The 14,419-nt window shown below is 44.3% G+C and carries 8 protein-coding genes; 5 read left to right on the forward strand and 3 right to left on the reverse strand.

The window, feature by feature from the left end; translation table 11 throughout:
* Window positions 1-7: 7 nt before the first annotated feature.
* Window positions 8-2,188: a phosphatase PAP2 family protein gene (locus tag ACRRSX_RS00990; protein ID WP_432455067.1), complete on the reverse strand. Its 2,181-nt coding sequence runs from the start codon at window positions 2,186-2,188 to the stop codon at window positions 8-10.
* Window positions 2,189-2,436: 248 nt separating this feature from the next.
* Here ACRRSX_RS00990 and ACRRSX_RS00995 point away from each other — a divergent pair, with 248 nt between their 5' ends.
* The 4 genes from ACRRSX_RS00995 to ACRRSX_RS01010 all read left to right on the forward strand — a co-directional run bounded on the left by ACRRSX_RS00995 (window position 2,437) and on the right by ACRRSX_RS01010 (window position 7,773).
* Window positions 2,437-3,123, forward strand: a complete 687-nt coding sequence (locus ACRRSX_RS00995; RefSeq protein WP_432455066.1) for a hypothetical protein — start codon at window positions 2,437-2,439, stop codon at window positions 3,121-3,123.
* 687 nt (window positions 3,124-3,810) lie between these two features.
* Complete coding sequence (locus ACRRSX_RS01000; protein WP_432455065.1) at window positions 3,811-4,665, forward strand: substrate-binding periplasmic protein; 855 nt, start codon at window positions 3,811-3,813, stop codon at window positions 4,663-4,665.
* A gap of 11 nt (window positions 4,666-4,676) precedes the next feature.
* Entirely contained in the window at window positions 4,677-6,170 is a 1,494-nt protein-coding gene (locus tag ACRRSX_RS01005; protein WP_432456117.1) for a methyl-accepting chemotaxis protein, read from the forward strand.
* 235 nt (window positions 6,171-6,405) lie between these two features.
* Window positions 6,406-7,773 (forward strand): (Fe-S)-binding protein, encoded by a 1,368-nt coding sequence (locus tag ACRRSX_RS01010; RefSeq protein WP_432455064.1) that lies wholly within the window; start codon window positions 6,406-6,408, stop codon window positions 7,771-7,773.
* A gap of 287 nt (window positions 7,774-8,060) precedes the next feature.
* On the opposite strand, the gene ACRRSX_RS01015 is transcribed toward ACRRSX_RS01010, so the two are convergent.
* Complete coding sequence (locus tag ACRRSX_RS01015) at window positions 8,061-8,249, reverse strand: hypothetical protein (RefSeq protein ID WP_432455063.1); 189 nt, start codon at window positions 8,247-8,249, stop codon at window positions 8,061-8,063.
* A 12-nt stretch (window positions 8,250-8,261) separates the two neighbouring features.
* Window positions 8,262-11,816, reverse strand: coding sequence for an alpha-amylase family glycosyl hydrolase (locus tag ACRRSX_RS01020; RefSeq protein ID WP_432455062.1), 3,555 nt, complete (start codon window positions 11,814-11,816; stop codon window positions 8,262-8,264).
* A 539-nt stretch (window positions 11,817-12,355) separates the two neighbouring features.
* Here ACRRSX_RS01020 and ACRRSX_RS01025 point away from each other — a divergent pair.
* Window positions 12,356-14,401: a hypothetical protein gene (locus tag ACRRSX_RS01025; protein ID WP_432455061.1), complete on the forward strand. Its 2,046-nt coding sequence runs from the start codon at window positions 12,356-12,358 to the stop codon at window positions 14,399-14,401.
* The last annotated feature ends 18 nt before the right edge of the window (window positions 14,402-14,419 follow it).

The following is a 14,419-nucleotide window of genomic DNA, read 5'->3' on the forward strand; positions in this document are numbered from 1 at the left end:
CTGAGCATTACTCATTAATGTGGGCAATCACAGAATTAGCGGTGTATTCCAGGGTGACCGAGTGCCCGGCTAAGCTTGCCGTGGCGTATTCACCTTTCAGGCCTTTGGCAGCGTTGATGAGGGTAAAGCTGTCTCCTGCTTTAAGCGCTTGTTGGCCGGCTTCAAGCTGGATATTGCCTTGATTAACATAAGCGACACCCGCAATCTTGATTTGCTCGGCATCGGCGTCGAGTACCAGTTTAAGCACCCCCGATTTTTGAGTAAAGTCACCGTCAATTTCCAGCGCGCCACGGCTATCTACCTGAACTTCACCACTGCTGAGGTAGAGGTCGCCCTGACCAAAGGCTGTTGGTGATTGCGCTGTTAATACTCCGCCAAGTAACAAAGTTCCGCCGCTATAGCTGTTATTACCGCTTAGGTTGAGTTGGCCTGTACCATCTTTGCTGAGCATGCCTTCGCCACTAATGTTGTTGCGCCACCAGTCTTGCGCGGCGAAACCACCTTCGCTGCGAACCATGGTGACATGCACATCGCCATCAAAGGCACCATAACCATCGGCGGCAGCAACCAGGTTGATACGTCCCCAGCCATTGGTTTTATCCAACATTGGGTAGCCTGAATCGACTTCGGTGCTGGCGAGTACTGCGCGGCGTTGTGCATCACTCAAGTAAGGTTGGCGGGTGGCCAATAAGGCTTCGGCGCCTTCCGGAACGATTGGTGCTAGTCCTTTGGTGCCGGTTTGCGGTAGGCCATAGGTGAGGCGGAAGGTGTAGGCGTCTTTTAGGGCCTGATGATCGCGGTAGCGGTTGTTGTTAAATACATTCACGTTGAGGGTACCGTCATCGTTTTTGAAGCTTCCTTCGTTGGTGACGGTTTGATTTGCATAGTCATAAAGGCTCATGCTGGCAGCGGTGGCTTTGCCGCCGAAGTAGTCTCGTGTTTTGTTAAAGGCTGCCGCGGCAACATCTGGTTGAGTATTTAAGGCAAAGCTTGCGATCATCATCGCTTGTACTCGTCCACCAATCACATCAATCGGAGAGTGCATACCGGCTAAGATGCGGTTTTCACCCAAGTCCGAGCCACGGGCAACCAGCGCATCAAAACGCTCGGGCAAGGCGTAGGCATAGGCTAAAGAGGCCAGAATACCGGCATTCGTGTGACCACTGGGGTAGCCGTTATCTTTACGACGGTTTTCGGTGGTAGGGGTATATAAAGAGTCGGCTTCATGGCTGCTCGAGTGGGCACGACGGGCACAGAACAGGCCTGGGATCACCTTGACACTGGTAGTGTACTTGTCAATTCGGTAATCGGCGTTGGCTCGGCTGGCACTGCTGCCATCAATACAGCTAAAGGTTTCCACGGCGATGAAGTCCGTTTCTCCTTGGTCATTCATGCGCCAGGGACGCGGCGTGCCAAATAGGTATTTAGGGCCGCTGGTGGACGCGTAAGAATTTCTAAACAGTTGGGCGAGCTTGACCACATCGCCTAAGGTTGAGTCGGCAAGTCCACCATAGGTGGAAAAGCTATCGTTGTCGCCAGGCTTGTAACGAGTATTGTCGGTGACATCGCTGACTAAGATCTCTTGAAAACTGGCAAAAGCACCTGAGTTTGCCGCGTAGTCTTCGGTGAGTGGGCCAAAACCATCGATAGTGCTGTAGTTTTTACTGCGAATATCATCTAAGAAGGCGTAGAGCGTTTGTTGTTCGGTACGCTGAGCAGTAACATCCACTACATATTTGATGTTGGCTTGCCAGGTGGCCGGGTCTTTAATTTCGCTACCCGCGGCTACATAATCACTCGGCTGACCATTGGCTGCATTGTGCGGATTGGGGCCATCACCGGCTTTGTAACCATTGTCTGCATCGGTGTAATCTTTAGCATATTCCTGCCAATGATCGGTGGTTCCTTTCCATACATCGTTAATCCCACTCAATAAAGTATTGATCGGATTGCTGCTGAGGGTGAAACGGCCATTACCATCGCTGCGTGGAATATAGGCAACACTGGGGAGTGGATCGCTTACATCGGGGATAGCCACATATTGTTCGAAACCCACACCTCGAGGCTGAGCTGGTTCGGTGATGGTTACTGCTGTGTCGCTGTCATTATTACAGGCGGAGAGTAAACTCACAGCAAGTGCGATAGTGCTGAGCTTAAAGAGCGGTTTGTTACTACTGCTGAACTTCATGTGTTGGTTATCCATTTGGTCGATTAATTACGTCGCGATGCTAATGGATATATATTTCACTTTTATTTAATTTATGTTTCAGTTATTACGTGAAAGATTAGTAGCTTATGGGGTACTGAGGGTGAATTTGACTCCTCTCTGAGTTCGTTGGCTAGTCATGGTTTGGTTGATCACGGTGCAATACTCAAGTCGTGGTAGTCTATAAATAAAATATCACGAACCAAGATGGTTTTTCAGAGGCCTGAGCAATGAAGGAATTTTTGCTACAACGCTTTGTGCAAATCGATTGGAGTTGCAATCAAGGGCAGTTGTTTGCCATGTTACTCTTAGCGCTATGGTTATGGGCTATATGGCCAGCCAAGGCCATTGAGGCCTTGCTCAAGGATGGTAATAAGCAAACCAAGTTATTGCTCGTGCTGACGGCGATGAATGGATTGTGGTTACTCGACGGGAGTGTGACTGAGGGGATCCATGTTCATTTTCTGGGCTTAGTCACCCTAATGTTGATGTATGGTTGGCGAATGGCCACGGTGATGGCGATGTTGCCTACGATGTTTTTCGCCACATTGATGTTAAAACAGCCCTTCGATTTTGCTATTTATGGCTTGTTGGTGGTCGCCTTACCGACTTTTTTATGTTTTGCCGTGTATAGTCAGGTATTTAAGTATTTACCCCATCACTTGTTCGTTTATATTTTTTGTGGGGCATTTTTGAATGCCTTTTTGTCGATCATCTTTCATATTCTGGCATGGTCGGTTTGGCTGTGGTTGAGTAAAGACTACAGCTGGGATTTCTTGAACCAGAACTACTTGTTAATTATTCCATTATTGGGTTTCCCTGAAGCCTTACTGAATGGCATGGCGGTGACGTTGATGGTGGTCTACTGTCCGCATTGGTTATATGACTATTCTGACAACACCTACTTTGAACGTTAATAAGTGACACTCAAATCAAAGCGAATCGTTCGGTATTGCTCCCAATTTAATAAGGACTCTGTGCGCGAGCAGTAATCATTGGCATTGATAAAATAGAGATATCCAATCACTCTCGGTAAAATGGCCGTCGGTAGCTATTATTTATCAATCCGGTAACTTCACAATTAAAAGTATGGTGTTTACATCGGTTTATCTGGAAAATAAGCTTATTCATCCCGCAGGTATTACCAGCAATAATCACGATACCATTTTCATCACGAACTCTATCTAAAAAGTATAAATATCTTGTTCTTCGATTAAGAAATAATTTTTTATTGAGTTACAAATTAAATTTGTTGATTTTAAAATGAGGATTATTTTTAACAAAATAGTTTCAATAGCATTTGACACTTAAGTTGGATATTTTGTTTGTTGCGGATTGATTATTCTTCGGTTTTTTTTGGTGCGCTTGGTCTATGTTGATGGACTCTGCCTAATAAGCGAGTGAGCTGTTATTGTAAATAAATAGGCAGAGTTCTAAGGAAGCGACAGTTGATCTTGAAGACAAATGGAGCATTTAGTTTGTGATTTTGCACGATTAAACCCGCACGATTGCAGCAAAACATCGCGGATCTGCTATATATAAAATAGCAACTCAATCGTTAGTTTAGGTTATTAGCATAAAATGGCTAGATAGAGAGTCCTCATATGAACAATAAAGTTTTATCGGCAATTGCCCTTTCTCTGATGATCTTGCTGAGCCCTTTGGTTGTCGCCAAGCAGATAAACGTCAAAAAAGTTGAGGGTGATAAGGAGCTATTAATCTTTAGCATATTAAAACTAGCGCTAAGTAAATCTTCACCGGAGCTCAGTTTTAATCAAGCCAATGAAGAGATGACCGAAAGTCGGTTAATTAATGAAGTGATCGCTGGCAATATTGATGTAATTTGGGGCGGGGCCTCTACGGCCAATGAAGAACAGATGCGGGTGGTACGTATTCCAGTATTGAAGGGTTTACTCGGACATCGGATTTTTATTATTCGTAATGGCGACCAGCATCGCTTTGATAACATTAAAAACTTAAGTGATTTAAAACAATTAAAAGCTGGTCAAGGCACCTTCTGGGGGGATACTCAGGTGCTTAAAACCGCCAATATCCCTACCGTTACCACCATCAAATATAATAATTTGTTCCCAATGCTTGAAGGGGGGCGCTATGACTATTTCCCGCGAGCCGTGCATGAACCTTGGAGTGAGGTGAAAGGCCATCAAGAGCTTAACTTAACGGTAGAAAAAAATTTGATGCTGATCTATCCCTTCGCGATGTATTTCTATGTAGGCAAAAACAACCAGCAATTACATGATTTGATTTATAAAGGTTTTGAAATGGCAATCGAGGATGGCAGCTTCGATACGCTATTTTTTAACCATCCAATGATCAAAGCGGTGCTCGAACAAGCGAACTTAGGTCCGCGGATCCGGATCCATATCGACAATCCTTACATGCACCAAGACACGCCAACGGATCGTCCTGAGTTTTGGCTTGATATTAATAAATTATAGGAAGGTAAGTGATGAAATCAATTACTCATAAGTCGATGCTGATGCTCTCAAGCACCTCGCTTGTGGTGATGCTTATTGTCTTTTCAGTGAGTTATTCCCTCGCAATCAATTATTTTGAGCGAGTCGAAGCGCAAGAGATCTCTGGACTGAAAAAGACCTTCAGTATTGTTCTGCGTGAGCCGATTTTCTCTTATGATAAAGATCTTATTCGGGATATTTCCGCAGGTTTTATTGATGATCCAATTATTCATTCGATCACTGCTTTTGACCATCGTGGTAAGTTATTGGCCGAAGTGACCGAAAGTGGCCCCACTCCCGATAGCTCGGCACTGGTGAGCCAAGATGTCGAGGTAGTTTGGAGTGGTAACGATCCGATCGGTAAGCTGGCAGTGACCTTTAGAACCGATAGCAATGATGCCTTGCTTAACATGGTCAAATTTACTTTTGTGGCGATTGCGGTTGTCTTGTTAATTACTTTACAAGCCACCAGTTGGTTTACGTTGTCTAAATTTGTGGTTGGTCCGATTAAGGTGGTCGCGGATGCCTTAGCCACCATCGCGGCGGGGGGCGGAGATTTAACCAAAAGATTGGAAGTGAAACGCGATGACGAAGTAGGACAGCTAGCCACAAACTTTAATCATTTTATTGAGCAGTTGCAGGGCTTGATTGGCAATGTGGTCGATAATGCCACGGAACTGGCTACCACCTCTTCTGGCATCAAAGATTCTGCCAGTAATAACCTAGCCGCCATTCAGCGCCAATTATCTGAAACAGAACAAGCTGCAACGGCTTTGAATGAGATGTCATCAGCGACTAATGAAGTCGCCAAAAGTGCCAACAAAACCGCCGAACATACGCGAAGTTGTTCGGAATTGGCAAAAAAAGGCGACCAAATGGTGCTAAATACTGCTTCGCAAATTAACCAACTGAATGATGAAATGACCGCAACTGCCGATAAAATTACTCATGTGAGTACTCAAAGTGACACCATTGGTTCGGTGCTCGACGTGATTAAGGGCATTGCAGAGCAAACCAATCTATTAGCGCTTAATGCGGCGATTGAAGCAGCCCGTGCGGGCGAGCAAGGTCGGGGGTTCGCGGTGGTCGCCGACGAGGTTCGTAATCTCGCACAACGTACTCAGGAATCTACCATCGAAATAGAACGGATTATTGAAGAGTTACAAGCAGCCTCTTCTAACGCAAGCGGTTCAATGCTATCCAGTCAAGAGGCGCTTCAATCAACCATTGAAGAGTCACAACTGGCGAACCAAACTCTAGAAGAGATACTCGAGAATATTAATCAAATTAATGATATGAACTTGCAAATAGCTGCCGCATCGGATGAGCAAAATATGGTTGCTTCTGATGTGAGTCGCAACGTAACTGAAATATTTTCCTTGTCTAATGAAATTACCTCTAATGCAGAAAATGTGCAGTTAGCCAGTGAGCAACTGAATGATCTTAGCAATAGCATTAAAAAATTATTGGCGAATTTCCACGTTTAAATAGTTTACTTCACGGCCTCTGGATCCAGAGGCCGCTTATTTCAGCGGCTAGGCTTAGCGACAGTGGTACTCATTTTTGCGATGTGTCTGGATTGTGACATTGACCTTCAATTGTGGGTATGACAAACGACAAAGCTCGCTTGCCAAGGGCTAAATGGCGGGCTACCCCCTGATTCCTCTAGGCATACTTCTTGATAACGCTCTTTAACTATGACAACACACGAGCGTCGCATCAATGGATAATAAACTGGATTGGTCAGCTTTTGCAGAGCAAGGCATGGGTGATGCCTATGCTGGGATCCCTAAGCAGGGTGGTGATTTTGCTAAAGCGGTGGCGGTTTGCATTGGCAGCGGTCATTGTGAGCGTAATCAACGTGGTGTGATGTGTCCTAGTTTTCGGATCACTCAGGATCCAGAGCAGTCTCCTGGAGGGAGAGTTCGGCTACTTAAGCAATATTTGAATCGTGATCTGGCTTGTGAACCAGAGCCTCAGTTAATGGCCGCTTTAGATCAATCGATGGATAGTTGCGTGGCGTGTAAGGGCTGCAAGCGCGAGTGTGAGAGTAACCTCGACATGGCACAAATTAAGGCCGAATATCTGGCTCAAAAGTTGGTGCAACAGCCGTTGTCGCGGCGCGATTGGCTATTTGCGCATCTGCCCCAGTTGCTCTATCGGCATCGGTGGTTGGGGAAGTTGATTGGTTTGCGTAATCGGGCTGCTTATCTTGCGAAACTTAGCGATCATTGGCTGGGTATTAGCGCGCGTATCGCCTTGCCTGAGCTGGCGACTCGACGCTTTGCTCCAGAAAAACGAGTTTACTATCCCTATCAGTCATTGAGCGATCGACCTCCGCGTTCGGTGGTGTTATGGATTGACCCTTTTACTGCATTATTTCACCCCAAACAGGCTGATGACGCCTTGCACGTATTGCGTAGCGCCGGTTATGTGGTGTGGCTGGTTCATCCGGAGTCGCAAGCCGATAGGGTTTTGGATTCGGGTCGAACTTTGTTCAGTAAAGGCTTGATTGATAGCGCTCGTCAACAGGCCAGCTACTTGTTGGAAGCACTGGCGGTCCATGTGCATTTTGAGCGCCCGATTATCGGTTTAGAGCCCTCATCGCTACTGATGTTACGGGATGAATTCTTAACACTTGGTTTGGGGGAGGCGGCTGAAAAAACCGCTAAAAAAGCGCTGCTTTTTGAAGAGTTTTTAGCTCGCGAAAGTCTGATGGCTGATTTCGCCTTAAAGCTGGTTGCTGAACCGCAATCAAAGCCGCTGCTGGTGCATGGTCACTGTCATCAAAAGGCGGTAGGCGCTATGAAATCGATGCGTCGAGTATTGCGCTTAGTAGCAGGCCTACAGTTTAAGATGATCGAGTCCACTTGCTGCGGTATGGCAGGTACCTTTGGCTTAGAGTCGGAACACATCGATCAGGCTCATGCCATGGCTGCGCAAGGTCTGCTTCCTGCACTGGCCCAGCAAACCGAGGCGACGATTATCAGTAATGGCTTTGGCTGTGCTTATCAAATAAAACAACTCAGTGGACGTAAACCACTGCATTTGGCCAGCTTCTTAGCGAGTCTAATTAAAAGGCCTCGCTGAGGTTTGGCCATTGCAGAATAGAGAGTGCTGTTTGTATTTAATTTTCGCGGGAGACAAAAATAGTTAATTGAAGTCTGAGGTATAGCATTTGGTTCGTTAAGCAAATGGGGTGTAACCAAACGTAAATCGCTTTGAGCGGATGGCTGGTGATTGATTATTTAGCGCTGCCATGGTTCAACTCGATGACACATGGCCAGCTTTACCTCAATAAATAACATAGGGCTGAAAAAGCACTCAAGCGAAACCCGCCCCTCGGTGAGGATTGGCTGCCATAGTGCTACTTCCAACTATTGTTTTTTGGGTTTACTTTTTAACATTTCAAGAATGTTTTTCTTGGCCGCGCCTTTAATCGCTTCGTTTTCTTGGATCTGTTGGCAAGCGGCTTTTGTCCCTGAAGCCGGGTTACAATCGGCATATGCAGTTGAGCTGCCACAATAAATGGTAAATACGCACAAAATTAAAGATATTTTTTTCATTGATAGACTCCATTAGTGAATATTGTTTAAGGCGGTCATTGCTTCTTCTTGGGTTTCAAAGTATTGCTGTAATTGGTCGATATACCAGATTTCCGAGCCTTGTGTATTGTCGCCGGAATCCAATATTTGAATGTCCCATTGCTGCTTATTTGGCAAATAGTAATGAATGATGAATTTATTCGATTCTTCGATGACTAAGGTCGGGAGGCTGGGGTTTGATGCATTGAGGGTAAAGTTGTAGGTACCGGTTTGCTTAATTTGGGTTTTAATATTCTCGCTATCAGAACCATTGTATAAGGTTTTTTCCTGAGCGAGTTGCAGCGTATGATTTCCGGTAGGCTGAGTTCCAATGTTGACCGCTGTGCTCCAATTGTTGTCGGAAACTTTAAACTCATAATTTCCCTGTTTTAGGAATAACAGACCACGGTAAATAAGGTCTCCTCCGTAATTTAAGGGAATGGTTGTCTCCCAAGCATTCATGCTGCCGCGAACAAAAACGTTTTTGTTAAGGGGACCATAATCAATACTTTTATTTTGTTGTGTCATCACGGCAATCGTAGGACCACCATTTTGGTAGTTAAATCGGATGCTGTAATTGGCTGCGGCCGGAATATCCAGTACTAAAGACTGGAAATTATTAATTGGCGTTCGAACATTTGGCTTCAGTTGGATTGTGCTCGAGTGCTCGGAGGATAATGGATTTGAATGTTCGCCCATCTGATACAAGCCTGGTTTTAATGTGGAGAAGTTTAATTGGTAGAAGTTGTCCCCCATATAGCGAAGACTCTTGGCGCCTTGATCATGCCAAAGATCACTGTATAGCTGAATTGTCTGCCCGAATGGTCCTGGATCAGGCAGTAATAAATGGAACTTAATGTCATCATAGGCAAAGTAGTAAAAGTTATATAATTGGCGCTTATCTATTGAACTAAATATATTCTCCGATACTTCTGAATTCGATAAACCTTGTTCTGCGAAAGGAAGTCCTACGTTCATTTTGGTCCAACTCTGGTCGGCAAATTTGAATTCTATGGTTCCTTTATCAAGCATTTTGCTCACCGAATACTGTCCATTGCCTTGGTTTATCATTTCATCGGCTAAACCCCATCCGTTCATGGACCCCCTTAGGAAGAAAGTTAAGTCAGTAAACTGGCTTGTAGGATCCGCTGAAAACTTGAGTCTTTGCGGCTTATTGTTGCTCGTTTGCTTGTGCTGAGAAATGTCGCCATTATTGTCGATGAAGAGCGTCGCCTTAAGACTGCCGTCAGGATCCTCTGTTGAATACTGAAGTAATTGTGAACGATTAATAAAGATTGGCCGATCGAACCTGAATTGATGATGGTTGCGAGTGGCTGGGAACAAGCCGATAGTTTTGACGTTGTCATGCCAAACGTAGTGGGCACCCTGCTTTGCATTAGCCTTTTCGGTTGCGAGTTGTCCATGATCATCAATGATAAACAGTGAGTCACGTGCATTGCCGTTTTGGTAGTACAGAGTAATTGGAGAAGGTAAGCGACTATCAACCAGATTGGATGTGCTTACTTCTATTTCTCGGTTGTTGAGTTCGGCGATGGCTTTGAATGTGACTTGAGCACCGTTGTTGGTATGCGATGCATCCCAGAACAAGCGATAAGGTGGTGCGGTATCAGTGCCGATAAAATGAAACCCATCACCGGTATTTACATAAAAACGAACGGCACTGCTTTGTAGGGGGGTGGTGAGGCCATCCAGGCTGACTTTGAGCTGAACTTGACCACTGAGAACTTCAGTTTTAATAGGGGTGTCAAACTTTACTGTTGCGGTGTTGGGGGCCGAAGGGACGGTTTGCTCGGCCTTATATACGGCGAAGCTGAGCCCTGGTAGATGTAAGTTCAGTTTCCCGTTCTGGTCTGGCTTCATGGCTTCATTCAGCTTGCTATTTGTCAGTAGTAATTGGTAACTGGGACGGCTTACTGGCAGTGAGACTTGTTTCTCTGTTGTGGCGGAATTAAATACGATGAGATAATCGATACTCTCTTGTTTTAACACTCGAGAGAAGGCGTAAATACCGGGACCATCACTATCGTGATACAAGGGATACATTGCTCCACGTCGTAGCGCGGGTTCATTTTTATATAACTGGGCGTAAGCTCGAATACTTTTAAATAGCGGATGGTTATAATCAAAGTTTGAGTCTGCGGCGGTCTTGTTGGTGCCAAGTAGTGGGGTTGTGGCATAGCTTTGAGTCTTGGTTTTGAACATATCGACACGTGACTCTTTATCAGGCCCTGTGCCAACAAAACCCTGTTCATCGCCGTAATATAGGGTTGGTATCCCTCGAGCAAAAAACATAAAGGCATTGGCGACTTCTACTCGCTTGAGTTGCTCTTGCGCTGAGATGCCCTTGTTTTCTAAGCCAACAAAATATGCAAATCGGCCAATGTCGTGGTTTCCAATGAAATTCGCCAAGGTATTGGTTTGGGTATTTGGCGTGATATAGAAGTCATCATTCAAAAATAGTGAGTCAAGTTGTTCCGGCGATTCATGCTTTGAAAACACACTGCGAATGGTACCTTGGATACCAAAATCGAGTAAAGAGGGGAAATGCCCGGCTTTTAAATACTTGCTACGACCCGCTGCACTGTAATCAAAAGCTTCGCCAAAAATAAAAAAGTTGGGTTTACCCAGTTGTTTGGCGTATGACTGGATCTCATTATTCCAGGTTTGCCAAAATTCGATTTCGATATTTTTAACCGTATCGACTCGAAATCCATCGATATTGAAGTTCTTCATCCAAAACTTTGTGATATCAATCAGTCCGTTGATCACTTCTGGTTTGCTGGTATTTAAGTCATCGCCACCATTGAAATCCCCAAGCAGAGCGCTTTCACCAGCGTGATTAGTATCACCATAGTTGTGGTAATTACTGATATCGTTTAGCCAGGCTGGGTGTTTGATAGATTTGTATGGCTCAGGTAGAAAGGGGGTATAAGGGTGGGCGGAATCTGGCCCGCGATATGTGCAGTCGTAATAATTTACTTGTGTATTGCCATGGTTTATTACAAAAGGCGGATTTGCAAATGCTCCTTGTTCATCATGACATTCTCGAAACTTGATGGCATCAAACGTATGGTTGAGTACCAGGTCTAGATATATTTTAATCCCTCTTGCGTGAGCATTTTCAATCAGTGATTTGAGCTCGTCATTGGTACCTAAATGAGGGTCTACATTGAGATAGTCTTCGACCCAATAGCCGTGATAGGAGGCTGATTCAACTAAGTCTGAGTTAACTCTGATAGTGTGGTTTTTGAACACAGGACTCAACCACAGCGCAGTAACGCCTAAATTTTCTAGATAATCTAAATGCTCACTCAGTCCTTGGAGGTCACCGCCATGGTAGTAGTCTTCGTTGCTTGGATCAAAACCATGTTCGCTGCGAGAACCTTTAATATAAGCGTTATCGTTATCTGGATTTCCATTTGCAAAGCGGTCTAGTAGAACAAAGTAGATAAACTCGTCTTCAGGCGATCTATTGGGGTCCGAAATATCCTTATAGATATTATTGTTTGCAATAGATAATGGGCTCATAAAAATTAGCAGCGCTATGCTTGCAAAATATCCTATTTTCATTGTTTCTTATCTATCCCTGTCGTCGATCTTAAATCCATTTTCACCAGTATTTAATATATAAATATATAACTAGAGGTGTGATTCTTTCTTAGTGATATTCATATTATATGAGTATCACTAATGTATTTATTTGGTTTATGTTACTGGTGACGGATTCTAAGTTAACTTTGATTTAGTGTCTACGTTATTATTAATAATAAAGTCAGGAAATCGTTTTCATGTTTATTTTGTACTTTGCTAAAGCGTTTTCAACGCTATTTTATTTTTTATTCTTGTGTATTTGTTAATTTCATCTGTAATAAGTTTGTTATTTTGCTATTGTTTTTATTGTTTTTATTGTTTTTATTGTTTTTATTGTTTTTATTGTTTTTATTGTTTTTATTGTTATTTGCAACCTGCGTTTATTTATTTGTCTGTGTTTAGTTAGTTTTTATTTATGGATGCCATTCTCGAATGGTTTATGAATGCTTATCTTAAATTCGAAAAGGTTCGGTTATATGCGCGGCTTTAGATTACGGTTTTGGGCCGGTGCTTTTTTTTTAGCATTGCTATCTGGAAGTTTACTTTTTGATGCTTATATTTTGTTGAAAGATGGGATGTTAGCGCTTGCCTACCCCTATGAGCTTGATTATGGGGAAGGGCCAATTTTGTCTCAGACTATTTTACTGGGGCAGGGGCTTAATATTTATCATGACTTTTCGCAAGCTCCCTATACGGTGGCCAACTACCCTCCTGTTTTTCATTACTTTTCTCTTGCGCTCACTCCGTTCGTTGGGTCGTTTTTACAAGCGGGACGGCTGGTGTCATTTATGAGTACCTGGGGTGCTGCGGCGGTCATCGCCTGTTGTGTATTCAGTTTGTCGAATAATCTAGATATTTCTAAAAAAACACGGCTATTTGTCGCGATGCTGAGTGGGGCTGCATTTCTAGGATTGGACTACGTATATATGTGGGCCGCGCTGATGCGGGTAGACATGCTCGCGTTGCTATTAACGCTCTGTGGATTGGCTTGGTTTATCTGGCGTGATCCAAAACAAGATGGGCTTTGGGTGGCTATCTTGTGGTTTTGTTTGGCTGCATTTACTAAGCAATCGACTTTAGCCGCACCGATGGCTGTTGCTCTTTACCTTCTGTTGAAATCGCGCCAAGACGGATTCCGTTTTAGCATCGCTATAGGAATTTTAGGCGCGAGTGGTTTGGCTCTCCTGGTATGGAACAGCGAGGGGGGAGCATGGCAAAATTTAGTGATTGCGAACAAAAATAATTTTTATTGGTCGGATGTCGCTAAGTATCTCGGGCTAATGGTTCGAGACAATTGGCTATATTTAGTCGCGAGTTTGTTGTTGTTAACATTTTGGTTATATCGAGCACTGAGAAGTCAGCTCGACCCGCGTATTTTACTGATAATCATCTACCTTGGGATTGCATTTTTAACCGCGCTTTCAATTGGTAAAGTGGGTTCTAATTTTAACTATTACATTGAGTTTCTTGCGCTTGCTTGCATTGCCTTTGGACTGGTTCTGCTGATTATCATTCGCCAATCGCAGCTTATTGCCTCTAAGGCTGGTTTAGTCGTGATGCTGATGTTCGCTGTCGCGGTCACAACTTTTCATAGTTTGAAATATCACGGTCAATTCAAACCAAGTTATAGAAGTCTTAAAGTGGCAATGGGGGAGCGAAATATTCGAAATGAAGTGGCGCATCAACAGCAGTTAGATCGAGTCGTTGATTGGCTTCGTAGTCGCACTGGGGAGGTAATATCTGAGGACATGACCTTGCTCTCGGTTGCAGGCCAGCCCTTAAGTTTTCAACCATTTATTATGACGCAATTAGCAGGGCAAGGCCTATGGGATCCTTCGCCAGTTGTCGAATCGTTACTCGATCGTCGTTATGCGGGGGCGGTTTTATTGTTTGACCTCGATAACGTGCCAGCTTACGCCAAAGCGAGGTTTAGTTCAGACATACTCAATGCCTTGAAGAGTCGTTATCAATTACGTGAGACCTTTGCGCAATATCACCTTTACGAGCCTCTTAGTGTTTCAGTTCCGCAACATTTTATTTTTTATAGCCGCGCTACCAAACCTGCATTGGGGCCCTTGAAAAAACCGTTGTTATTAGCCGGTCTGCATGACTGGAATCAAGCTTCGCGGATGGATTATCAGGGGGATAATTGCTACGCAATGGTGTTGCTATTAACCCCAGGACATTACGACTTTCAGTTTAAAGATATACAAACCTCAGACATCCGTTTGGCATCCAGCCAATTGCGTCAACAGGGTAAAAAATTGAGTTTTGATATCCCAGTTGCTGGGGTTTACACGCTGTTACTTGAGGTAGCTGATGATGCTGCGTTTACCTTGTCACTTGAATCCAGTCATCACCTTATTTTGAACTATTTCGAAGTTGATCACTGGGAGCGAGAATTGGTCCCCTTGGATCGAGAGACCACGGGGATGCAGGTGTGGTACTTGGCTCCTTTTCAGCAAACTTTTTTTAGTGAGAAAGAGGCGCTGGAGTTTTTGCGCCTTCACTCAAAAGCTTAACAAGCTAAGCGAGGCCGG

The organism is Agarivorans sp. QJM3NY_30 (assembly GCF_050870855.2).
Lineage (GTDB): Bacteria > Pseudomonadota > Gammaproteobacteria > Enterobacterales > Celerinatantimonadaceae > Agarivorans.

Excerpts from the sequence above, each read along its gene's own strand:
- ACRRSX_RS00990 (WP_432455067.1), bottom strand. The coding sequence starts at position 2,188 with ATGAAGTTCAGCAGTAGTAACAAACCGCTCTTTAAGCTCAGCACTATC.
- ACRRSX_RS00995 (WP_432455066.1), top strand. The coding sequence starts at position 2,437 with ATGAAGGAATTTTTGCTACAACGCTTTGTGCAAATCGATTGGAGTTGC.
- ACRRSX_RS01000 (WP_432455065.1), top strand. The coding sequence starts at position 3,811 with ATGAACAATAAAGTTTTATCGGCAATTGCCCTTTCTCTGATGATCTTG.
- ACRRSX_RS01005 (WP_432456117.1), top strand. The coding sequence starts at position 4,677 with ATGAAATCAATTACTCATAAGTCGATGCTGATGCTCTCAAGCACCTCG.
- ACRRSX_RS01010 (WP_432455064.1), top strand. The coding sequence starts at position 6,406 with ATGGATAATAAACTGGATTGGTCAGCTTTTGCAGAGCAAGGCATGGGT.
- ACRRSX_RS01015 (WP_432455063.1), bottom strand. The coding sequence starts at position 8,249 with ATGAAAAAAATATCTTTAATTTTGTGCGTATTTACCATTTATTGTGGC.
- ACRRSX_RS01020 (WP_432455062.1), bottom strand. The coding sequence starts at position 11,816 with ATGAGCCCATTATCTATTGCAAACAATAATATCTATAAGGATATTTCG.
- ACRRSX_RS01025 (WP_432455061.1), top strand. The coding sequence starts at position 12,356 with ATGCGCGGCTTTAGATTACGGTTTTGGGCCGGTGCTTTTTTTTTAGCA.